The organism is Enterobacter cloacae complex sp. 418I7, assembly GCF_050030705.1.
Lineage (GTDB): Bacteria > Pseudomonadota > Gammaproteobacteria > Enterobacterales > Enterobacteriaceae > Enterobacter > Enterobacter intestinihominis.
In genome coordinates this window covers 288,118-310,034 of record NZ_JBLGUU010000001.1, presented here as the reverse complement: position 1 = coordinate 310,034, position 21,917 = coordinate 288,118, and the positions used below count along the sequence as shown (strand labels likewise).

The following is a 21,917-nucleotide window of genomic DNA, read 5'->3' as shown; positions in this document are numbered from 1 at the left end:
CCATTACTTTCGTGAATCCTCCACCCCCCGGCTTTTTTATGGGGGAGGAGGCGGGAGGATGAGAGAGCAGGCTCTGCGACCGCAGCGGAGGGGCTAAGGCGAAAATCGTGAAGCGGCCTGCAAAATTCAGTGGGTTTTTATGTGCGCCAGCACTCATAACTTAAATTTATGTTACAGGGATCACACAAACAGGGGGTGGGGCGTAGGGACTGGGAGGATGGAAAGAGGATGTCAAATAAGGAGACTGAGTCACGTTGAACCACCTTATGTATCCACGAGCACATCACCAATAAAGGATGGCAGATATGAAGATCAAGACTGGCGCACGCGTTTTCGCATTGTCCGCCCTCGCAGCAATGATGATTTCCGCACCGGCTCTCGCCAAAATTGAAGAAGGTAAGCTGGTTATCTGGATTAACGGCGACAAGGGCTATAACGGTCTGGCCGAAGTGGGCAAAAAATTCGAGAAAGACACCGGTATCAAAGTCACCGTAGAACACCCGGACAAACTGGAAGAGAAGTTCCCGCAGGTTGCGGCAACCGGCGATGGTCCGGACATTATCTTCTGGGCGCATGACCGTTTCGGGGGCTACGCGCAGTCTGGCCTGCTGGCAGAAGTCACGCCAGACAAAGCCTTCCAGGACAAACTGTTCCCGTTCACCTGGGACGCCGTTCGCTATAACGGCAAGCTGATCGCTTACCCAATCGCGGTTGAAGCCCTGTCACTGATTTACAACAAAGACCTGGTGCCAAATCCACCGAAAACCTGGGAAGAGATCCCTGCTCTGGATAAAGAGCTGAAGGCGAAAGGTAAATCCGCTCTGATGTTCAACCTGCAAGAGCCGTACTTCACCTGGCCGCTGATTGCTGCCGACGGCGGCTACGCGTTCATGTTTGAAAACGGCAAATATGACGTGAAAGACGTGGGCGTGGACAACGCGGGCGCGAAAAAAGGCCTGACCTTCCTGGTTGACCTGATTAAGAACAAACACATGAACGCGGATACCGACTACTCCATCGCGGAAGCGGCGTTCAACAAAGGCGAAACCGCGATGACCATCAACGGTCCGTGGGCCTGGACCAACATCGACAAGAGCAAAGTCAACTACGGCGTGACCCTGCTGCCAACCTTCAACGGCAAACCGTCTAAACCGTTTGTTGGCGTGCTGAGCGCGGGTATCAACGCCGCCAGCCCGAACAAAGAGCTGGCGAAAGAGTTCCTGGAAAACTACCTGCTGACCGATCAGGGTCTGGATGAAGTGAACAAGGACAAACCGCTGGGTGCCGTTGCGCTGAAATCCTTCCAGGATCAGCTGGCGAAAGATCCACGCATCGCGGCCACCATGGATAACGCCCAGAAAGGCGAAATCATGCCGAACATCCCACAGATGGCCGCGTTCTGGTACGCCACCCGTACTGCGGTGATCAACGCTGCAAGCGGTCGCCAGACCGTTGATGCCGCGCTGAAAGATGCTCAGGGCCGTATTACTAAGTAAGTCTGAAAAACGGCGGGTGGCGCATGCGCTTACCCGCCCTACGACTACGGCACGATCCGTAGGTCAGGTAAGCGCAGCGCCACCTGACGATAAGTTTCCACCGTTGTAGAGGAAGAACCCCATGGATGTCATTAAAAAGAAACACTGGTGGCAAAGCGACGCGCTGAAGTGGTCAGTGATAGGTCTGCTGTGTCTGCTGGTGGGTTACCTTGTTGTTTTAATGTACGTACAAGGGGAATATCTGTTTGCCATCATGACGCTGATTTTAAGCTCTGCTGGCCTGTATATTTTCGCCAACCGTAAAGCCTACGCCTGGCGCTATGTCTACCCTGGCGTGGCCGGAATGGGGCTGTTTGTCCTCTTCCCACTGATCTGTACCATCGCCATTGCGTTCACCAACTACAGCAGCACTAACCAGCTCGCGCAAGAACGCGCAACGCAGGTGCTTCTGGACCGCTCTTATCAGGCGGGTAAAACCTTCAACTTCGGCCTGTATCCTGCGGGTGACGAGTGGAAGTTAGCACTCACTGACGGTGAGAGCGGCAAAAACTATCTTTCCGACGCGTTCAAATTTGGCGGCGAGCAGAAGCTGGTCTTAAAAGAGGCCGCGGCCCTGCCGGAAGGTGAACGTGCCAACCTGCGTATCATCACTCAAAATCGCCAGGCGCTGACCCAGCTCACCGCCGTGCTGCCCGATGACAGCAAAGTAACCATGAGCTCGCTGCGCCAGTTCTCCGGCACGCAGCCGCTTTATACGCTGGCGGATGACGGCACGCTGACCAACAACCAGAACGGCGTGAAGTATCGCCCGAACAACGATATCGGTTTCTATCAGTCGGTGAATGCCGACGGCAGCTGGGGCGACGACAAGCTCAGCCCGGGCTATACCGTTACCATCGGCTGGGATAACTTTACCCGCGTGTTTACCGACGAAGGCATCCAGAAACCGTTCTTCGCCATCTTCGTCTGGACGGTAGTCTTCTCCATCCTGACCGTGATCCTGACCGTGGCCGTGGGCATGGTGCTGGCCTGTCTGGTCCAGTGGGAATCCCTAAAGGGCAAAGCGATTTACCGCGTGCTGCTGATTCTGCCGTACGCCGTGCCGTCGTTCATCTCGATTCTGATTTTCAAAGGGTTGTTTAATCAGAGCTTCGGTGAAATCAACATGATGCTGAGCGCGCTGTTCGGCATCAAACCGGCCTGGTTCAGCGACCCGACCACCGCTCGCTCGATGATTATCATCGTGAACACCTGGCTCGGTTATCCGTACATGATGATCCTGTGCATGGGGCTGCTGAAGGCCATCCCGGACGACCTGTACGAAGCCTCGGCGATGGACGGCGCGGGTCCGTTCCAGAACTTCTTCAAAATTACCCTGCCGCTGCTCATTAAGCCGCTGACGCCGCTGATGATTGCCAGCTTCGCCTTTAACTTTAACAACTTCGTGCTGATTCAGCTGTTGACCAACGGCGGTCCGGACCGTCTCGGCACCACCACGCCGGCAGGCTATACCGACCTGCTCGTGAGCTACACCTACCGTATCGCCTTCGAAGGCGGCGGCGGTCAGGACTTCGGTCTGGCGGCAGCGATTGCCACCCTGATCTTCCTGCTGGTGGGCGCCCTGGCGATCGTGAACCTGAAAGCTACACGTATGAAATTTGACTAAGGAGGGCACTGAACATGGCAATGGTACAACCCAAATCTCAGAAACTGCGCCTCCTCGCGACGCACTTAGGCCTGCTGATTTTCATCGCGGCGATCATGTTCCCGCTGCTGATGGTTATCGCCATCTCCCTGCGTTCGGGGAACTTCGCCACCGGGAGCCTGATCCCGGATGAAATCTCCTGGGAGCACTGGAAACTCGCGCTGGGCTTCAGTGTGGAACACGCGGATGGCCGCGTCACTCCACCGCCGTTCCCGGTGCTGCTGTGGCTGTGGAACTCGGTAAAAGTGGCGACCATCACTGCCATCGGCATCGTGACGCTCTCCACCACCTGTGCTTACGCCTTCGCCCGTATGCGTTTCCCTGGCAAAGCGACCCTGCTGAAAGGGATGCTGATTTTCCAGATGTTCCCGGCGGTGCTGTCACTGGTGGCGTTGTATGCCCTGTTTGATCGTCTGGGCCAGTACGTGCCGTTTATCGGCCTGAACACCCACGGCGGCGTGATCTTCGCCTATCTTGGCGGCATCGCCCTGCATGTGTGGACCATCAAGGGCTATTTCGAAACCATCGATGGTTCACTGGAAGAAGCCGCCGCGCTGGATGGCGCCACCCCGTGGCAGGCGTTCCGTCTGGTGCTGCTGCCGCTGTCGGTGCCGATTCTGGCGGTGGTGTTCATCCTGTCGTTTATCGCGGCGATCACCGAAGTACCGGTCGCCTCTCTGTTACTGCGCGATGTGAACAGCTACACCCTGGCCGTCGGTATGCAGCAATACCTCAACCCGCAAAACTACCTGTGGGGCGACTTTGCCGCGGCGGCCGTACTCTCTGCCATCCCGATTACCGTGGTGTTCCTGCTGGCCCAGCGCTGGCTGGTCAACGGCCTGACGGCGGGCGGTGTGAAAGGTTAAGTTTCATCTGTTATGCCACTGCAACCCTCAACTTTAGACGTATTGTATTGAACCAACTTGTGACTGTTGTTAGGCGCTCTTCGGAGCGCCCTTTTTTTATTCGCGTTTCAGCCGCTTTGAGTTGCACAGCCAGAGGGTGATCACCAGCAGCAGGATCGCCGCCGAGTAGATCAGCACGTCGAGCGGGGATTTATGATCGACGATGATCAGCCGCACAATGGCGGTGATGCCAATGTAGACAAAATAGCGCAGCGGGAAGTGAAAGCCGGACTGAAAGTACTTCACAATCAGGGCGATAAATTCAAAGTAGAGAAAGTAGACCACCAGGCCTTCCACCAGCGCGTATTTGCTGGTTTGCTCAGGTGCGAACAGCACATCCGCCAGATGCACCGTCTCTTTACCCAGAAACACGACCAGGATCAGGCCAAGGCTCAGCAGACCGAGGTTCAGCACGGTCTGGAGTATCGTTGAGATAAACTCAACACGCGGACGAGTCAGGGATGTCATACAGCACCTCATTCTCCAGGGCGAGGTTCCTGTATAACGCAAAAATGTGACGGGGATCTATATTTTTTGTTTATGTTTTGTCCATATGAACATTCTTGCCGGGCGGCACTGCGTTTGCCCGGCCTACAAAAATACTCTCGTAGGCCCGGTAAGCGCAGCGCCACCGGGCAAACAAGCATCAGCGGAAGTTAATGTTCTTATCGCTGGTCATATCATACAGCTGGAACTTACGTCCAAGCTGCTGACCGCCGTCGCGCGTCAGCGGCGTCCAGCCCACTGCCGCACGGCTGCGGGTTGGGCCTGACGAGAACAGATCCAGCGGAATCGACACGTACACCCCTTTGGTGAAGTCCCCTTCCCCGTACTCGTCTGGCGAAACGTTGGTGATGGTGGCATAACCGCCTACCACTACGCCGCTGTCGAAGTGTTTGGAGATATCCAGCGTGCCGCCCTTATCGCCCGCCAGGTACTGCCCGACGCTGGCTTTCACCAGCACATCCTGTGCGAACGACGGCGTCCAGTAGGCGGTCAGGTGGCCGGTTTTGACACTGTAGTCGGTGAACTTCATCATGTCCTGCGCGCTGCGCCAGTCACGCTGTTTCACGTAGTTGGCATCAATCCCAAACGCCCAGTTACTGTCGACGGGACGATAAAGCACCTCCGCCCCCGCGCCGCCGAACATGGTTTCCAGATAGCCACCGTAAACCTGGCCGTAGAAGCCGTTACCGAAGTACTGGAAGTAGTTGGCCTGCAGGTTATTCACGTAGATATCGTTCTGCACATATTCGCGAACGCGGGTACGCACGCGCGGCAGTTTTGAATCGTTCGGCGGGTTGGTGTAGTTAAATTTGTCGTAGTTGTTGGCAAGGTTGCCGAACAGACTACCGGTGGTCAACAGGTGGTCGGTCACCCACAGATCCGCCGTCGCCATCGCGCCCAGCTGATACATGTAGAAGTTTTCCGGCCCACCCACGGACTGGTTCAGCACCGGATCGATATGGAAATCGAAGCGGGATTTATCGATATACCAGCCCTGCTCGGTGCTCTCTGGCACCACCGGCTCAACGCGTTTTTGCACCAGCTCGGTTTCATGTCCCAGCGGTTCGCCTTCAAGATGACGCTTAAGGCTGGCAACATCGGTTTCAGTGGTGACCTGCGGCAGGTTGAGACGGTTCTCCGTCACGCGGATCGTGCGGATCCCCTCCGGCAGATCGTTCATGACGATCCGGTTGGCGCGCTCGATCCCTTCGCGGGAGTCGCGGTATTTTACCTGCTCGCCGGTGACGTACAGCGTATCGCCTTTGGTCTGGATCTTCGGATCCGCCAGGCCTGCGTTATATTTCAGCAGCGTCAGCTGGTTCGCTACCACGGAGTGCTGAATGATCGCATCCTGCGGCTCCGGCTGGTATTTGGGCCGCGGGTTATCATTGTAGCGCGGCCGCATGTCGTTAAAGTTGGTGCGCAGCGTAAAGCCAAACATCAGGGTATTACCGCGCTCATAGCTGAGATTAACGTCGGCCCAGTCGGTGACGCGGTAAATGGCGCCGACGTTAAACTTGCTCTTCTGCTCAATCTTGCCGGCAAAATCTTCGCTGTAGTTATTGCCTTCGTACTCCAGCTTCAGGCGCAGCGGCTGCCATGGCGTTTGATACTCTACGCCTCCAAACAGCGAGGCCGGGCCGTGGAACATCTGGTCGCCGTTGATGGAACCCGCTTTTTTATAGCTGTTATCGCGGTAGCAGTATTTGTCGCTGTAGGTACAGAACGGGTTGGTTACGTTGCCGCTGGTGCCGAGGTAGCCCCAGCCAAGACCCAGCGAGAAATCAAACGGTCCCCAGGCTTTGCTGGCAACGATGTATTCCGCATCAAACAGGCCGGTCCCGCCAATGTCTTTCGCCCCGACGGAGACCTGCGGCATCCAGTAGCTCTCTTCCCACAGGCGCAGCTTCACGTCGAAGGCTTTGTCTTTATAGGTCTGATCGCCGGAGAAGGCGTCCACGCTGCTGTACTGTTTTGTACGCACGTCGGTGTAGCGCAGCGTGGTCTCCAGCCAGGGGAACAGCTGCACGGACGCAGAGTAGTAACGGTACTGATCGTTATCGCGATAGTTAAGGCTGATTTCCCCCTCGCGGGCCATACGCGCGGTCGGGGTTTGCAGTAAGCCCACGCCGCCAAAATCGGACTGCGACGGGCCGATGGGTGCCGGATACGTTTCTGCATGACAGGCGGCACTCACGCACAGTGCAAGCATGCTGTAGAGATAGGTTTTTTTCATTATTCCGGTATCCGCTGTATCAGGGAGCGAAGGATATCGGCATTAAGCCCGTCATACGCTTTCGTCCAGAAATGGTCGGCAAAACCGACAAAAATGATGCTGCCTGGCATAGGTTCGATATGGCGTTTATTCCAGTAAGCCACCGGCGCTTTTTGCGTATGCCCGTCCGGATAGACCACCCAGGCATAGCTGTTATCCGCACCGCTGAGCAAGCTTTGCTCGTCGAGATAGCTCACGACGTCCCGGCCCGGCGTAAACGGCTTTTTGCCAGGGCTGCTGATAAGCCCCATCACGGTGACGGTGGAAGGCTGAGCTGGCAGCCACAGGGTATAGTCCCCTTCCAGCGACGGATTGCCGTTTTCGGCGACGCGCACCTCATCCGGATCGAGATTCACCTTCTGGCGACCCGTCACCTTAACCGCCTGAAGCTGCTGACGCAGGCTAGTAATGGCCGCGGCATCGTCAGCATCTTCCTGTTGTGCCAGCCCGCTCAGTCGGGCGAGCAGCGCCTGATGTTTTTGTTCCGCTACAATCGTCGCCTGACGCTCGCTGATAACCGCCCCGGTCCACCAGCTTTTCGCCAGCCTCGGCTGCCCCACCAGATCGAGCAGATGCCCGGCATTGGTTAAGGTTTTAGGTTTTTCGCTGTCCGGGGTGTAGACCTGTACCGTTCCCGCAGACCACGCCAGCGGCGAGGCCAGGCTGGCGAGAAGCGCAACGTGAATGAACATTTTCATGATTTCGCCGCCTTGATCAGGGTGGTCTTCACCGGGAAGAAACCGGCACCGAGATACTGTAAGGACTGGCGGATTTGCCCCTCTTCGTCCACCCAGAAGCGGTTATGCCAGGTGGCCTGATCGGTTGTCACCTCTTCATCCAGCACGCGCACCTGCGTTTCGTCGCTGCCCACTTTGACGCTGTCCGTACCATCCCAGCGGAAGGTGGAGCGGGCCGTGGCGTAGCGCACCTGTTTGTGCTCGGTCCAGCCCATTGTGCGCGTCCAGCTTGCGCCATCGACGATCTGATTCGGCTTGATGAGCGGATCTTCAGCCAGGTTGTTTACCTCAAGCAGGTTGTCGCCGCCGAGCAACGTTTTCACGATTCGGGAATGCTGAGTCACGATGGTGGCCTGATCCTGCGTCACCCATTTCTGCTGCCCGTTTTCATCGAAAGCGAGCACCACAAACAGTTGCGGACCATCGTTTAGCTGCATGTACTGGCTGGCATACGGCATGTTCTGAAGTTCGTCATCGGTCAGATGCACGCCCGGCGTGCCGAACATGCTGTCCCACAGTGAGTGGCCCAGCCCTTTGGTGGTAGCTGAGCACGCCTGCAACAGCAGGCAAATCAGGATGATTGCAGGTCGCTTCACGACTCTTCTCCGAAGGGGCGAAATAACCACACCGAAGTGTGGTTATGATTAAAACACCCGGTATTACTGGGTGCTGGTCGTCGTAGTGGTCGTGGTTCCGGTATTGGAGCCATCACCGCCACCGGTTGCCGCCAGCGCGACACCCACGGCTGAACTTACGGCGCTGGTGCTGGCTGCGGTAGAACTCCCCGCAGACGCAGACGTCGCTGCCGACCCTGCTGCTTCCCCGACCTGGACCGGAGCTGCATAGACAGACGTCGCCGCAAGCGCAGATATGGCAAAAATGCCATACAGTACTTTCTTCATAACAATTTCCCTTCAATGAATGAATGGAGATTTGCCCGAAAAGAAATTCAGGCGGATTCGAGTATACACAACTAAAGCAGTGGGTTTACCGTGGGGGTAAATAGGGATGAGGTTTTCAGACTAATGGTTAAAAATGAAAAGAAAAAAGAATTATTGAAATAGATAACCATTCATTATCAAACAGTTATAATATAAACCCATTAAAGTATCACTCCGTATTTTCTTAAAATAACCCTCAGCAATTAACGGGGTAACCGTGTTTTTCGGATTAAACTCAGATTCAGAATTTGAGATAACTAACAGACATCAGGAATTATCCGATAAAAAAATGCCGGCATATCGCCGGCATTGTTCATGACATATTTATTACGCACGCCATGCTTTATAACGGTTAATCAGACCATTGGTGGAGCTGTCGTGGCTGTCGATTGCTTTATCGTCACCCAGCTCTGGCAGAATGCGGTTTGCCAGCTGTTTGCCCAGCTCAACGCCCCACTGGTCAAAGGTGAAGATGTTCAGAATAGCGCCCTGAGTGAAGATCTTGTGCTCGTAGAGGGCAATCAGCGCGCCCAGGCTGAACGGCGTAATTTCACGCAGCAGAATGGAGTTAGTTGGACGGTTGCCTTCGAACACTTTGAACGGCACAACGTGTTCCAGGGTTGCCGGATCTTTACCCTGGTCACGGTACTCCTGCTCAACCACCTCGCGGGATTTACCGAACGCCAGCGCTTCGGTCTGGGCGAAGAAGTTAGACAGCAGCTTCGGATGGTGGTCGGAAAGCGGGTTGTGCGTAATCGCCGGGGCGATGAAATCGCACGGTACCATTTTGGTGCCCTGGTGGATCAGCTGGTAGAACGCGTGCTGACCGTTGGTGCCCGGCTCGCCCCAGATGATTGGGCCAGTCTGATAATCCACCGCGTTACCGTTACGGTCAACGTATTTACCGTTGGATTCCATGTTGCCCTGCTGGAAGTAGGCCGCAAAGCGATGCATATACTGGTCGTACGGCAGAATCGCTTCGGTTTCAGCGCCGAAGAAGTTGTTGTACCAGATCCCGATCAGCGCCAGCAGCACCGGCAGGTTTTTCTCAGGCGCGGTGGTGGAGAAGTGTTTGTCCATCGCGTGCGCGCCGGAGAGCAGCTCAACGAAGTTGTCGAAGCCGACGGACAGGATGATGGACAGACCGATCGCAGACCACAGTGAGTAGCGGCCACCCACCCAGTCCCAGAATTCAAACATGTTCGCAGTATCAATACCGAACTCACCCACCGCTTTACCGTTGGTGGACAGCGCCGCGAAGTGTTTCGCCACGTGCTTTTCGTCGCCCGCGGTTTTCAGGAACCAGTCGCGCGCGCTGTGGGCGTTGGTCATGGTTTCCTGAGTGGTGAAGGTTTTAGACGCCACCAGGAACAGCGTGGTTTCCGGGTTCACCTTTTTCAGCACTTCAGCGATGTGAGTCCCATCGACGTTGGACACGAAGTGCATGTTGAGATGGTTTTTGTACGGGCGCAGCGCCTCGGTCACCATGAACGGGCCGAGGTCAGAGCCGCCGATACCGATGTTTACGACGTCGGTGATCGCTTTCCCGGTGTAGCCTTTCCACTGACCTGAGATGATCGCTTCAGAGAAGGTTTTCATCTTTTCCAGCACCGCGTTCACTTCCGGCATCACATCTTTGCCGTCAACGATAATTGGAGTATTGCTACGGTTGCGCAGCGCCACGTGCAGCACGGCACGGTCTTCGGTGCGGTTGATCTTCTCACCGGAGAACATGGATTTGATGGCATCTGCCAGCTCAGTCTCTTTCGCCAGATCTTGCAGCTTCGCCAGCGTCTCTTCGGTGATACGGTTCTTGGAGAAATCCACCAGCATCAGGTCATCGAAGGTGGCGGAAAACTTGCTGAAACGATCGGCATCTTTCGCGAACAGATCCGCGATAGTGACGTCTTTCATTTCATCAAAATGTTTCTGTAGTGCCTGCCATGCAGCGGTCTGCGTTGGGTTGATGTTTTTCATAGCAATACTCTTCTGATTTGAGAATTGTGACTGCGGTCGATTGTAGCGCCTGCAAATAAAAATTGTGATGGTTTTTATGCCATTGCCCTGGTCTGCATCAAACGCAGGTGAAAAGACCCGAAAAGTATAGCTGCTGTCGCGCCCTTCCGGCGTGGCGAAATGTTGGTCAAAAAGGGGTAAAAAGGAGCATAAAATATGGGCCTGTTATAAGTCCTGTTTCTGAGGGGTACCCCCCCATGAAAAATCCGCATAATCCCAGCATTGACAGGACCTCCCCCGCATTTTATTTATAGGGCCGTATTTTGCGCCTGCACCTGTTCTCGCTTCATTCTTGTGCCAAGGTCGCTCTATTCATTCCCTGACACGAGGTTGTTATGACGAGTTTTGTGGTCGCCAAGTTTGGCGGCACCAGTGTGGCAGACTACGCTGCCATGAACCGCAGCGCCGATGTGGTGCTGGCCGATCCGAATACCCGCCTGGTGGTGCTCTCCGCCTCAGCCGGCGTGACGAACCTGCTGGTTTCTTTGTCTGAAGGACTGGAAGCGACCGAGCGTTTCGTGAAGCTGGATGCACTGCGCAAAATTCAGTTCGACATCCTTGAGCGTCTGCAAAACCCGAACGTCATTCGTGAGGAAGTGGAACGCCTGCTGGAAAATATCACTACCCTGGCAGAAGCCGCTTCACTGGCAACCTCTACCGCTCTAACCGACGAACTGGTCAGCCACGGCGAACTGATGTCCACCCTGCTATTCGTTGAGATCATGCGCGAGCGCAATATTCAGGCGCAGTGGTTCGACGTGCGTAAAGTAATGCGCACCAGCGACCGCTTTGGCCGCGCCGAGCCGGACGTGGAAGCGCTGGCCGAGCTGACCAACCAGCAGCTTGCCCCGCGTCTGGATGAAGGCATAGTGATCACCCAGGGCTTTATCGGCAGCGAAGCCAAAGGGCGCACAACCACGCTGGGCCGTGGCGGCAGCGACTATACCGCCGCCCTGCTGGGTGAAGCCCTGCATGCCACCCGCGTGGATATCTGGACGGACGTGCCGGGCATTTACACCACCGACCCGCGCGTGGTCTCTGCGGCAAAACGCATTGACGTGATCGCCTTTGAAGAAGCGGCTGAAATGGCCACCTTCGGCGCGAAAGTGCTGCATCCGGCCACGCTGCTGCCCGCCGTGCGCAGCGACATTCCGGTCTTCGTTGGCTCCAGTAAAGATCCAAAGGCGGGCGGGACGCTGGTCTGCAAGAAAACCGAGAACCCGCCGCTATTCCGCGCGCTGGCCCTGCGTCGTAAGCAGACGCTGGTTACCCTGCACAGCCATAATATGCTGCACTCCCGCGGATTCCTGGCGGAAGTGTTTGGCATCCTGGCGCGCCACAATATCTCTGTAGATTTGATTACCACTTCCGAAGTGAGTATTGCGCTGACGCTCGACACCACCGGTTCAACCTCAACGGGTGATACCCTGCTGACGCAGTCGCTGCTGATTGAGCTTTCCGAGCTGTGCCGCGTGGAGGTGGAAGAAGATCTGGCGCTGGTTGCCATCATCGGTAATAAGCTGTCGCGCGCGTGCGGCGTGGGCAAAGAGGTGTTCGGCGTGCTCGACCCGTTCAGCATCCGCATGATTTGCTACGGCGCGTCCAGCTACAACCTCTGCTTCCTGGTCCCTGCCGATCAGGCCGAGCAGGTTGTGCAGAAACTTCATCAGAATTTGTTTGAATAAAATTCGTTAGCACGATAAACATTATCCATAAGCCGGGCACAGACCCGGCTTTTTTATAACAAAACAACACGACAATACTGCAAGGAATTCACTATGCTCTCCGCTATCACCCGGCTGTTCCCGTTATGGGCGCTGCTGCTCTCCGTACTCGCGTATTACACTCCCACCACGTTCACGGGCATTGGTCCGTGGGTCACCACGCTACTGATGCTGATTATGTTCGGCATGGGCGTGCATCTAAAAATTGACGATTTCAAACGCGTGCTGTCTCGCCCGGCACCGGTTGCCGCAGGGATTTTCCTGCACTACCTGGTGATGCCGCTCGCGGCCTGGCTGCTGGCGATGGCCTTTAAGATGCCGCCCGACCTTTCCGCCGGGATGGTGCTGGTGGGGAGCGTCGCCAGCGGCACGGCATCTAACGTCATGATCTATCTGGCGAAAGGCGACGTGGCGCTCTCCGTCACTATCTCTTCCGTTTCCACGCTGGTGGGCGTGATTGCCACGCCGCTGTTAACCCGCCTGTACGTGGACGCGCATATCCAGGTGGATGTGATGGGCATGCTGCTCAGCATTCTGCAAATCGTGGTGATCCCGATTGCGCTGGGACTGGTGATCCACCATCTCTTCCCGCAGGTGGTGAAAGCGGTTGAGCCGTATCTGCCCGCGTTTTCGATGGTCTGCATACTTGCCATTATCAGCGCCGTGGTAGCCGGTTCCGCATCGCACATTGCTTCGGTGGGCTTTGTAGTGATCGTCGCGGTTGTGCTGCATAACACCATTGGTCTGCTGGGCGGATACTGGGGTGGAAAGCTGTTTGGTTTCGACGAATCCACCTGCCGCACGCTGGCGATCGAAGTGGGGATGCAGAACTCTGGCCTGGCGGCGGCGCTGGGTAAAATTTACTTCTCACCGCTGGCGGCGCTACCGGGAGCGCTGTTCTCCGTCTGGCACAACCTGTCCGGTTCGCTGTTAGCAGGGTACTGGTCCGGTAAGCCGATTGATGACCAACCGAAAAAAGATGCGGTGAAACAGGGTTAATTGAGCCGGCTTGCTTTACACTGAAGCCTCCCCATCAGGAGGCTTCAGCAATGGCTACACCACGTTTGACCCAGAAAGACATGACCGAAGCCGAGCAGCGCGAACTTAAAACGCTTCTCGACCGCGCCCGCATCGCGCATGGCCGCACGCTGACGAACGCCGAAACCAATCAGGTTAAAAAAGAGTACATCGATAAGCTGATGGCGCAACGTGATGCCGCGGCGAAAAAAGCCCGCAAGCTGAAAAAAGAGCAGGCGTATAAACCCGACGCAGAGGCGACTTTTTCCTGGTCCGCCAGCACATCAACCCGTGGAAGGCGCTAATCAGCGCCCTTTCTTTTTGCGCCCCGGCTGGGTAAAGCGTTTTCCGTTGCCCGGCTTGCCTCGCCCTTTCTCTTCCGCCTGCGGTGCCTTCACCACCGGACGCTTAATCGCCTGCGTTTTCGGTTTGGCTTTAGCTTTCGGCTTCGCTTCGGACGAGGAGTTCTCGATAAGTTTGAACAGCTCGATCAGCTCGTCATCCGTTAAGTCACGCCACTCGCCCAGCGGGATGCCAGACAGGCTGACGTTCATGATGCGCGTGCGTTCCAGCTTCGTCACTTCATAACCGAAGTACTCGCACATGCGGCGGATCTGGCGGTTCAGGCCCTGAACCAGCGTGATGCGGAACGCAAACGGCGCCTCTTTTTTGACTTTACACTTCTTCGTCACGGTGCCCAGAATCGGCACGCCAGCGCCCATTCCGCGGATAAACTCGTCCGTCACCGGCTTGTTCACCGTCACGATGTACTCTTTCTCGTGGTCGTTACCGGCACGCAGAATTTTGTTCACCAGATCGCCGTGGTTGGTGAGGAAAATCAGCCCCTGAGAGTCTTTATCCAGACGGCCAATCGGGAAAATGCGGCTGCTGTGGTTCACGAAATCAACAATGTTGTCCCGCTCGCCATCTTCCGTGGTGCTGACAATCCCAACCGGTTTGTTCAACGCGATAAACACCAGGTCTTCGGCATCACGCGGTTCGATGACCTGACCATTCACTTTCACCACATCGCCAGGTACCACCTGATCGCCAATGGTGGCGCGTTTGCCGTTAAGAAACACGTTACCCTGTTCAATGTAACGGTCAGCCTCGCGACGTGAGCAGATCCCGCTCTCGCTAATGTATTTGTTTAATCGGGTTGATTGAGTTGGCAGCATAGTTTCTCCTGTGAAGGGCGAAATATACCTTACCTTGCGCCTGACAAAAAAGTCCTAGTAACCGCTGATCAGAAAATCGAGTGCATCCCGCAATGAAGCACTGCTGTTAGTAAGATCGGCAACGCGTTCACCTAACTCTTTTAGCGATATGCCTGCCATCATGTGCATCATCACCACGCAGGGTTTTCCCGCGACCTCAACGGCGGGAGCGACCAGTACATGCTTCATCAGAACGACCTCTGAAAGTCACTAAAGGAGCCGTTTTCATCAACCCACTGGTTAATGGCGTCAATAGAAGCTTTATTTTCTTCAAGCCACTCTGCGCGCCGATGTTCACGAAATTGCTCCTGCAAAGCAGCCGTTAGCACGGCAGAAAGGTTAAGTTTAAGCCTTCGCGCCTCTTCAAGGATGTCCGGCGACAGGGAAACATTCACTGATTTTTTAATACTATTAGCACCGCGTATGGGAACCCCCATTGGAATGCGCATGAACTGGCGAAGTGTAGCGTAATAAATGAGCACTTCCTATTCCCTTAAAAATGTAAGGGTTGAAGAATAAATTGCTCTTTATGGGGAGTCACGCCTCACAAAACCGTTTTGCGAGGCGCTTTCAGAGATTAATACTCATCCCGCTCATCGTCTTCATCCGGTTGCTCCATCACGCTGTATGCCACCGCACAGAACAACGAGTTAAGACGCTTCATATCTCCCAGCAGCCCCAGGTGCAGGGAGCTGGTCTCGATACTCTGCACGTTCTGCTGGTGCAGACGCTCAACGTGGGCGTGCGAGTAGCGCCGGTTGAGGATGCGGAAACGGTGCTTGTTGCGGCGCAGGCGGCGCGCGCTCGGCACGTCGCTGGAGAAGAAGACCGACATCGCCAGCTTCAGGTTGCTGACCAGCTGTTCGTGGAGCGCTTCCAGCTCCTTCAGCCCTTCGACAGAAAACGCCCGACGTGCGGCCAGGGATTTGTCTGCGATTTCACTGCCCATACGCTCGACAATATCCGAAGCCTGCTCCAGGTTAAGCGACATCTCAATGATTTCCGCCCAGCGGCGCGACTCCTCTTCCGCCAGCTCGTCCTGTGGGATCCGCGCCAGATAGAGCTTGATGGCGGTATACAGCACGTTGATATCGTCCGCCAGCCTGCGCAGCTCTTTTTCTTCGCGCGGCTCGCCGTGCATCACCTTTTGCAACCCTTCCAGCATGGTTTCCATCGCGTCACCCATGCGCAGCGTTTCGCGGGCGGCATTCGCGATGGCCAGCGCGGGCGTGTCCAGCACCGAGGTGTCCAGATGCTTCGGTTTAAGGCGCGCGTCCAGCTCCGGTTCATCACGAATAAGCCGCTCGCAGAAGCGGGCCATCGGCGCGGCAAACGGCACCATCGCCAGACAGCGCACGAGGTTGTAGAAGACGTGAAAGTAGATCACCAGCTCCGCTTTCGGCAGAGAGAGGTTGTCCATCAGGTTCGCCAGCGGGTGCACAAACGGCAGAATGATCAGGCTACCCACCAGCTTGAAGAGCAAACTCCCCAGTGCCACCCGGCGGGCAGCAGCATTGGCTGCGCTGTTGTTGAGCATCGCCAGCAGGCCAGAGCCAAGATTCGCACCGATGACCAGGCATAGCGCCACCGGGAAAGAGATCGCGCCCGCAGCGGTTAAGGTCGCCGTCAGGAGGACCGCTGCCAGGCTGGAGTAGCTGACAATGGCAAACACCGCGCCGATCAGCGCATCCAGCATAATATCGCCGGTTAACGAGGCGAAAATGACCTGCACACCGTTGGCCTGGGTAATCGGCGTAACTGCCTGCACAATCAGCTCCAGCGCCAGCAGGATCAGCCCGAGGCCAATACCGACGCGGCCAAGCTGCCCGGCACGGCTTTGCTTACGACCGAGGAAGAAAATGACGCCGATAAAAATCAGCAGCGGCGACAGCCAGGAGAGATCGAAGGTCAGGATACGTGCCATCAGCGCGGTACCGACGTCGGCGCCCAGGACAATCACCAGCGCCGGGGCGAGCGCCACCAGATCCTGCGCCACGAACGAGGTGACGAGCATGGTGGTGGCGTTGCTGCTTTGCACCAGCGCCGTGACGCCAATACCCGCACAGAAGGCGAGCGGCTTCTTCTCAACGCTGCCGCTGAGAACGGTACGTAAACGTGCGCCAAACACGCGCATCACGCCGGTACGAACGATATGGGTGCCCCATACCAGCAGTGCGACTGCGGAGAGCAGGTGTAACAACGTCAACACAGTGGGTTTTCCTCCTTATCGTTATTCATTTTCCTTAGGTTCAGTATAAGGGTTTAAACGTAAGAAAGAGACAAGGCACCATAGCGGTGCCCTGTTTGTTGTAAGGAAAAGTGACGTTAGTCTGCGTCGTAGCCTAAATTCGGCGCCAGCCAGCGTTCCACCTCTGACACGCTCATGCCTTTTCGCAGGGCGTAGTCTTCAATCTGATCCCGCTGAAGCTGTGCCACGGCGAAGTACTTGCTGTCCGGGTGGCTGAAATACCAGCCGGAAACGGACGCGCCCGGCCACATGGCGAACGACTCGGTAAGTTTCATGCCGGTATGCGCTTCCACGTCGAGCAGTTTCCAGATAGTGCCCTTCTCGGTGTGTTCCGGGCAGGCCGGATACCCCGGCGCCGGACGAATGCCCTGGTAGTTTTCGCGGATCAGCTCCTCGTTGCTGAGATTCTCATTCGCCGCGTAGCCCCAGTGCACCTTACGTACGCGCTCGTGGAGGTACTCAGCAAAGGCTTCCGCCAGGCGATCGGCGATCGCTTTCACCATGATTTTGTTGTAATCATCGTGCTGTGCGTCGTACGCGTCCGCCAGCGCGTCTTCTTCCAGACCGCCGGTCACCGCAAAGGCGCCGATATAGTCGGCTTTACCGGAGAGTTTCGGTGCGACGAAATCCGCCAGGCAGTAGTTGGCAAAGCCCACTTTCTCGGTTTGCTGGCGCAGATGGTGGCTCACGGCCAGCACATGGGTGCGGGTTTCATCGCGGTAGATTTCTATGTCGTCGCCCACGCGGTTCGCCGGGAACAGCCCCACCACGCCGCGCGGGTTGAGGGCTTTCTCTGCGCTCAGTCTGTCGAGCATATCGTTGGCATCTTTAAACAGGCGTTTCGCCTCTTCGCCTACTACCTCATCTTCAAGAATGCGCGGATATTTGCCCGCCAGCGACCAGGTCATGAAGAACGGCGTCCAGTCGATGTAGTTACGCAGCGTTTCGATGCTGGCCGTCACGTCCTGCACGCCCAGACGGTGCGCGACCGGCGGCGTATAGCTGGACCAGTCGAACGCCAGATCGTTATCGCGCGCCGCCTGAAGCGAAACCGGCGGCGTGCGCGGTTTCTTACGTCCATGCTGAATGCGGACGGTTTCATACTCTTTGCGGGTGCGGGCGACAAAGTCATCGCGCTGGGTGTCAGACAGCAGCGCGGAGACCACGCCCACGGTGCGCGAGGCGTTTTGGACATACACCGTCGGCCCACTGTAGTTCTGCTCGATTTTCACTGCGGTGTGGGCTTTCGAGGTGGTTGCCCCGCCAATCAGCAGTGGAATAGTGAAGCCCTGGCGCTCCATCTCTTTTGCCACGTTGACCATTTCGTCCAGCGACGGCGTAATCAGCCCGGAAAGACCAATCAGATCCGCATTCACTTCGCGAGCGGTCCTGAGGATTTTATCCGCCGGGACCATCACGCCAAGATCGATAATTTCGTAGTTATTGCATTGCAGTACCACGCCGACAATGTTTTTGCCGATGTCGTGTACGTCGCCCTTCACGGTGGCAATGACCATCTTACCGTTACTGGAGCCCTTCTCTTTGCTGGCTTCGATAAACGGCTCAAGATAAGCCACGGCCTGCTTCATGACGCGGGCGGATTTCACCACCTGCGGCAGGAACATTTTTCCCTCGCCGAACAGATCGCCGACCACGTTCATGCCGTCCATCAGCGGCCCTTCGATCACTTCAATCGGACGGGCTGCCTGCTGACGCGCTTCCTCGGTATCCTGCTCAATGAACTCAGTAATGCCTTTTACCAGCGAGTATTCCAGACGCTTTCTCACATCCCAGGAACGCCATTCGGCCTGCTGAACGTTGGCTGATTCGTCAGCTTTACTGCCGCGGTATTTTTCCGCCAGATCCAGCATGCGTTCGGTGGCGTCGTCGCGACGGTTGAGGATCACATCTTCTACTGCGTCGCGTAGTTCTGCGGGCAGGTCGTCGTAAATCGCCAGCTGTCCGGCGTTAACGATCCCCATGTCCATCCCGTTGCGGATGGCATAGTAGAGGAACACGGCGTGGATGGCCTCACGCACCGGGTCGTTGCCGCGGAACGAGAACGAGACGTTCGACACGCCGCCGGAAATTAGCGCATGCGGTAGCTCGCGTTTGATGTCTTCACACGCGCCGATAAAGTCCTGGGCGTAGTTGTTGTGCTCTTCAATGCCGGTTGCGACAGCAAAGATGTTCGGGTCGAAAATAATGTCTTCCGGCGGGAAGCCCACCTCTTCGGTCAAAATTTTGTACGCCCGGCGGCAAATCTCAATTTTGCGCTCGCGGGTATCGGCCTGGCCCACTTCATCGAAGGCCATCACCACCACGGCGGCCCCGTAGCGACGCACCAGCTTCGCGTGGTGGATAAAGGTATCGACGCCCTCTTTCATTGAGATGGAGTTAACGATGCCTTTGCCCTGAATGCACTTCAGCCCCTTTTCGATGACGTCCCATTTGGAGGAGTCAATCATGATCGGCACGCGGGCGATATCCGGCTCACCGGCAATCAGGTTGAGGAAACGCACCATCGCCGCTTCGGCGTCGAGCATCCCCTCGTCCATGTTGATATCGATAATCTGCGCGCCGCTCTCCACCTGCTGGCGGGCAACGTCCAGCGCTTCGCTGTACTTCTCTTCTTTGATCAGGCGCTTGAATTTAGCGGAACCGGTCACGTTGGTACGTTCACCCACGTTCACAAACAGGCTGTCGTCGCCGATGGTCAACGGCTCAAGGCCGGACAGACGGCAGGCTACCGGAAGCTCGGGTAGCTTGCGCGGTGGAAGCCTGGCGACGGCGCGGCTCATGGCGGCGATATGCTCCGGCGTGGTGCCGCAGCAGCCGCCGACGATGTTGAGGAAGCCAGATTCGGCCCACTCGCGGATTTGCGCCGCCATGGTATCGGCATCCAGATCATACTCACCGAACGCGTTCGGCAGACCGGCGTTCGGGTGGGCGGTGACGTAGCACTCTGCGATGCGCGAAAGCTCCTGCACGTACTGGCGCAGCTCGTCCGGCCCCAGCGCGCAGTTCAGGCCGAAGGAGAGCGCTTCGGCATGGCGCAGAGAGTTATAAAACGCTTCGGTTGTCTGGCCGGAAAGCGTGCGCCCCGAGGCATCGGTGATGGTGCCGGAAATCATGATCGGCAGGTCAACACCCAGCGCCTCGAACTCCTCTTTCACCGCGTAAATTGCGGCTTTGGCGTTGAGGGTGTCGAATACGGTTTCAATCAGGATCAGGTCGGAACCGCCTTTCACCAGCGCTTTAGTGGACTCACGATACGCGGCCACCAGTTGGTCAAAGGTGATATTGCGGAAGGCTGGATCGTTCACGTCCGGAGAAATCGACGCGGTGCGGTTGGTCGGGCCCAGCACCCCGGCAACATAGCGCGGTTTGTCCGGCGTGCGGGCCGTCCACTCGTCGGCGCAGGCGCGCGCCAGTTTCGCCGCTTCAAAGTTGATCTCCGCCGACAGGGATTCCATCTGGTAATCCGCCATGGCGATGGTTGTCGAGTTGAAGGTGTTGGTTTCTACAATATCCGCACCCGCTTCGAAGTAGGCGTTATGGATATCCCTGATGACAGAGGGTTTGCTCAACACCAGCAGGTCATTGTTTCCTTTCAGGTCACAAGGCCAGTCGGCAAAGCGCTCGCCACGGAAATCGTCTTCACTCAGACGATAGCCCTGGATCATGGTGCCCATGCCGCCGTCCAGCACCAGAATTCGTTCATTTAACTGCGCACGCAGTTGCTCTACTTTGCTGCTCACACTTGCTCCCGACAACGTTCAACATGGCCAAAAGGCTGCGTTCCATACTGGCATAATCTCTAAGGGTCGAAAAGTCACACAGCGGTAACATGAGACATGTTCACTATCACTCCTCCGATCAGTCAGGAAAGCGGTTGCAAAACCACCAAATAAAACGAAAATGATTTCCACGATACAGAAAAAGGAGTTCGTCATGGTTACGACCGTTCCCGCTAAACGCGGCAGAAAACCTGCTGCAACCACCGCTGCACAACCTGGCGGACAGGTTCAATCCCTGACGCGCGGCCTGAAGCTGCTGGAATGGATAGCCGAATCGCATGGTAGCGTGGCCCTGACGGAGCTGGCGCAGCAGGCTGGCCTGCCGAACTCCACCACTCACCGCCTGTTAACCACCATGCAGCAGCTGGGCTTCGTACGTCAGGTGGGCGAGCTGGGTCACTGGGCGGTTGGCGCACATGCGTTTATTGTCGGCAGCAGCTTCCTGCAAAGCCGCAACCTGCTGGCGATTGTCCACCCGATTCTGCGCAAGCTGATGGAGGAGTCCGGCGAGACGGTAAACCTGGCCGTGCTGGATCAGAGCGATCATCAGGCGATTATCATCGACCAGGTGCAGTGTACGCAGCTGATGCGCATGTCCGCACCGATTGGCGGCAAGCTGCCGATGCATGCCTCTGGCGCAGGGAAAGCGTTTCTCTCGCAGCTTAGCGAAGAGCAGGTGACGGGTCTGCTGCACCGTAAAGGTCTGCACGCCTACACCCACGCCACCCTGGTGTCGCCGGTGCATCTGAAAGAAGATCTGGCTCTGACCCGCAAGCGCGGCTATTCGTTTGATGACGAAGAACATGCCCTCGGGCTGCGCTGCCTCGCGTCCTGTATTTTCGACGAACACCGCGAGCCGTTTGCCGCCATCTCCATCTCCGGGCCGATTTCACGTATGACCGACGACCGCGTCACCGAGCTGGGTGCGCTGGTGATTAAGGCCGCGAAAGAGGTGACGCTGGCGTATGGTGGGATTCGCTAGGATTGAGGGCGGTCTGGTGCCCTCACCCCGGCCCTCTCCCACAGGGCTGAGGGTTCCCCACAAATTAATGCGAGCACTGAGCAATCCCCTCGCCCCTCCGGGGAGAGGGTTAGGGTGAGGGGAACATACGGCGGTGGTGGTCATTCCGTTCACTTTATGTTCCTTGCTACTCTGTAACGACATGACCGGTGAACGTGCCAGGGTGGCTCAGTCGCCACCACCCTGGCGACCCGGGCTCCCGGCGGTAAATCGCCGCTTCGCGGTGCCCTCGGCTTATTCCTTCCGGCTTATCGGGTACGGGCGGAGGCAACGTCCCTGTAAAGCCGCCCTCTCGGCGCATCCCTGCG

At 56.6% G+C, this 21,917-nt stretch carries 18 protein-coding genes; 7 read left to right on the top strand and 11 right to left on the bottom strand.

Annotation, left to right across the window (positions count from 1 at the left end; all coding sequences use genetic code 11):
- The first annotated feature begins 305 nt into the window (after positions 1 to 305).
- The 3 genes from malE to malG all read left to right on the top strand — a co-directional run bounded on the left by malE (position 306) and on the right by malG (position 4,067).
- Complete coding sequence (gene malE / locus ACQG0S_RS01500; protein ID WP_426749943.1) at positions 306 to 1,496, top strand: maltose/maltodextrin ABC transporter substrate-binding protein MalE; 1,191 nt, start codon at positions 306 to 308, stop codon at positions 1,494 to 1,496.
- A 121-nt stretch (positions 1,497 to 1,617) separates the two neighbouring features.
- Positions 1,618 to 3,162 carry a maltose ABC transporter permease MalF gene (malF, locus tag ACQG0S_RS01495; RefSeq protein WP_063138210.1) on the top strand — a complete coding sequence of 515 codons (1,545 nt, stop codon included), beginning with the start codon at positions 1,618 to 1,620 and terminating at the stop codon, positions 3,160 to 3,162.
- 14 nt (positions 3,163 to 3,176) lie between these two features.
- Positions 3,177 to 4,067, top strand: coding sequence for a maltose ABC transporter permease MalG (gene malG / locus ACQG0S_RS01490; RefSeq protein WP_003860332.1), 891 nt, complete (start codon positions 3,177 to 3,179; stop codon positions 4,065 to 4,067).
- Between the two features lie 96 nt (positions 4,068 to 4,163).
- On the opposite strand, the gene psiE is transcribed toward malG, so the two are convergent.
- The 6 genes from psiE to pgi all read right to left on the bottom strand — a co-directional run bounded on the left by psiE (position 4,164) and on the right by pgi (position 10,543).
- Positions 4,164 to 4,574: a phosphate-starvation-inducible protein PsiE gene (gene psiE, locus ACQG0S_RS01485; RefSeq protein WP_000202963.1), complete on the bottom strand. Its 411-nt coding sequence runs from the start codon at positions 4,572 to 4,574 to the stop codon at positions 4,164 to 4,166.
- A gap of 178 nt (positions 4,575 to 4,752) precedes the next feature.
- On the bottom strand, positions 4,753 to 6,849 hold the full coding sequence (locus tag ACQG0S_RS01480) for a YjbH domain-containing protein (RefSeq protein ID WP_023299084.1): 2,097 nt from the start codon (positions 6,847 to 6,849) through the stop codon (positions 4,753 to 4,755).
- Entirely contained in the window at positions 6,849 to 7,586 is a 738-nt protein-coding gene (locus ACQG0S_RS01475; protein WP_048966223.1) for a capsule biosynthesis GfcC D2 domain-containing protein, read from the bottom strand. The genes ACQG0S_RS01480 and ACQG0S_RS01475 overlap by 1 nt, the downstream gene beginning before the upstream one ends.
- A complete protein-coding gene (locus tag ACQG0S_RS01470; protein WP_003860339.1) occupies positions 7,583 to 8,221 on the bottom strand; it encodes a YjbF family lipoprotein in 639 nt (212 codons plus the stop codon). The genes ACQG0S_RS01475 and ACQG0S_RS01470 overlap by 4 nt, the downstream gene beginning before the upstream one ends.
- A 63-nt stretch (positions 8,222 to 8,284) precedes the next feature.
- Positions 8,285 to 8,527 (bottom strand): exopolysaccharide production protein YjbE, encoded by a 243-nt coding sequence (gene yjbE / locus ACQG0S_RS01465; RefSeq protein ID WP_003860341.1) that lies wholly within the window; start codon positions 8,525 to 8,527, stop codon positions 8,285 to 8,287.
- A 366-nt stretch (positions 8,528 to 8,893) separates the two neighbouring features.
- Entirely contained in the window at positions 8,894 to 10,543 is a 1,650-nt protein-coding gene (pgi, locus tag ACQG0S_RS01460) for a glucose-6-phosphate isomerase (protein ID WP_022646728.1), read from the bottom strand.
- A gap of 374 nt (positions 10,544 to 10,917) precedes the next feature.
- On the opposite strand from pgi, the gene lysC reads away from it, so the two are divergent.
- The 3 genes from lysC (at position 10,918) to ACQG0S_RS01445 (ending at position 13,628) form a co-directional block, all read left to right on the top strand.
- Positions 10,918 to 12,267, top strand: a complete 1,350-nt coding sequence (lysC, locus tag ACQG0S_RS01455) for a lysine-sensitive aspartokinase 3 (RefSeq protein ID WP_022646727.1) — start codon at positions 10,918 to 10,920, stop codon at positions 12,265 to 12,267.
- A 93-nt stretch (positions 12,268 to 12,360) separates the two neighbouring features.
- Positions 12,361 to 13,305 (top strand): ketopantoate/pantoate/pantothenate transporter PanS, encoded by a 945-nt coding sequence (gene panS / locus ACQG0S_RS01450; RefSeq protein WP_048966224.1) that lies wholly within the window; start codon positions 12,361 to 12,363, stop codon positions 13,303 to 13,305.
- Between the two features lie 50 nt (positions 13,306 to 13,355).
- Complete coding sequence (locus ACQG0S_RS01445; RefSeq protein ID WP_017382612.1) at positions 13,356 to 13,628, top strand: DUF3811 domain-containing protein; 273 nt, start codon at positions 13,356 to 13,358, stop codon at positions 13,626 to 13,628.
- Here ACQG0S_RS01445 and rluF read toward each other — a convergent pair whose 3' ends face one another.
- The 5 genes from rluF to metH all read right to left on the bottom strand — a co-directional run bounded on the left by rluF (position 13,629) and on the right by metH (position 20,549).
- Complete coding sequence (gene rluF / locus ACQG0S_RS01440; RefSeq protein WP_022646725.1) at positions 13,629 to 14,501, bottom strand: 23S rRNA pseudouridine(2604) synthase RluF; 873 nt, start codon at positions 14,499 to 14,501, stop codon at positions 13,629 to 13,631.
- A gap of 54 nt (positions 14,502 to 14,555) precedes the next feature.
- Positions 14,556 to 14,729: a CcdB family protein gene (locus tag ACQG0S_RS01435; RefSeq protein ID WP_022646724.1), complete on the bottom strand. Its 174-nt coding sequence runs from the start codon at positions 14,727 to 14,729 to the stop codon at positions 14,556 to 14,558.
- Positions 14,729 to 15,022 (bottom strand): type II toxin-antitoxin system CcdA family antitoxin, encoded by a 294-nt coding sequence (locus ACQG0S_RS01430; protein ID WP_048966225.1) that lies wholly within the window; start codon positions 15,020 to 15,022, stop codon positions 14,729 to 14,731. Before ACQG0S_RS01430 ends, ACQG0S_RS01435 begins: the two co-directional genes overlap by 1 nt.
- A gap of 95 nt (positions 15,023 to 15,117) precedes the next feature.
- On the bottom strand, positions 15,118 to 16,749 hold the full coding sequence (locus tag ACQG0S_RS01425; protein ID WP_022646722.1) for a Na/Pi cotransporter family protein: 1,632 nt from the start codon (positions 16,747 to 16,749) through the stop codon (positions 15,118 to 15,120).
- 116 nt (positions 16,750 to 16,865) lie between these two features.
- On the bottom strand, positions 16,866 to 20,549 hold the full coding sequence (gene metH, locus ACQG0S_RS01420; RefSeq protein ID WP_048966226.1) for a methionine synthase: 3,684 nt from the start codon (positions 20,547 to 20,549) through the stop codon (positions 16,866 to 16,868).
- A gap of 193 nt (positions 20,550 to 20,742) precedes the next feature.
- On the opposite strand from metH, the gene iclR reads away from it, so the two are divergent.
- Positions 20,743 to 21,570: a glyoxylate bypass operon transcriptional repressor IclR gene (iclR, locus tag ACQG0S_RS01415; protein WP_022646720.1), complete on the top strand. Its 828-nt coding sequence runs from the start codon at positions 20,743 to 20,745 to the stop codon at positions 21,568 to 21,570.
- Positions 21,571 to 21,917: the final 347 nt, after the last annotated feature.

Excerpts from the sequence above, each read along its gene's own strand:
- rluF (WP_022646725.1), bottom strand. The coding sequence starts at position 14,501 with ATGCTGCCAACTCAATCAACCCGATTAAACAAATACATTAGCGAGAGC.
- ACQG0S_RS01480 (WP_023299084.1), bottom strand. The coding sequence starts at position 6,849 with ATGAAAAAAACCTATCTCTACAGCATGCTTGCACTGTGCGTGAGTGCC.
- ACQG0S_RS01445 (WP_017382612.1), top strand. The coding sequence starts at position 13,356 with ATGGCTACACCACGTTTGACCCAGAAAGACATGACCGAAGCCGAGCAG.
- ACQG0S_RS01475 (WP_048966223.1), bottom strand. The coding sequence starts at position 7,586 with ATGAAAATGTTCATTCACGTTGCGCTTCTCGCCAGCCTGGCCTCGCCG.
- malG (WP_003860332.1), top strand. The coding sequence starts at position 3,177 with ATGGCAATGGTACAACCCAAATCTCAGAAACTGCGCCTCCTCGCGACG.
- lysC (WP_022646727.1), top strand. The coding sequence starts at position 10,918 with ATGACGAGTTTTGTGGTCGCCAAGTTTGGCGGCACCAGTGTGGCAGAC.
- iclR (WP_022646720.1), top strand. The coding sequence starts at position 20,743 with ATGGTTACGACCGTTCCCGCTAAACGCGGCAGAAAACCTGCTGCAACC.
- ACQG0S_RS01435 (WP_022646724.1), bottom strand. The coding sequence starts at position 14,729 with ATGAAGCATGTACTGGTCGCTCCCGCCGTTGAGGTCGCGGGAAAACCC.
- pgi (WP_022646728.1), bottom strand. The coding sequence starts at position 10,543 with ATGAAAAACATCAACCCAACGCAGACCGCTGCATGGCAGGCACTACAG.
- malE (WP_426749943.1), top strand. The coding sequence starts at position 306 with ATGAAGATCAAGACTGGCGCACGCGTTTTCGCATTGTCCGCCCTCGCA.
- psiE (WP_000202963.1), bottom strand. The coding sequence starts at position 4,574 with ATGACATCCCTGACTCGTCCGCGTGTTGAGTTTATCTCAACGATACTC.
- yjbE (WP_003860341.1), bottom strand. The coding sequence starts at position 8,527 with ATGAAGAAAGTACTGTATGGCATTTTTGCCATATCTGCGCTTGCGGCG.
- malF (WP_063138210.1), top strand. The coding sequence starts at position 1,618 with ATGGATGTCATTAAAAAGAAACACTGGTGGCAAAGCGACGCGCTGAAG.
- panS (WP_048966224.1), top strand. The coding sequence starts at position 12,361 with ATGCTCTCCGCTATCACCCGGCTGTTCCCGTTATGGGCGCTGCTGCTC.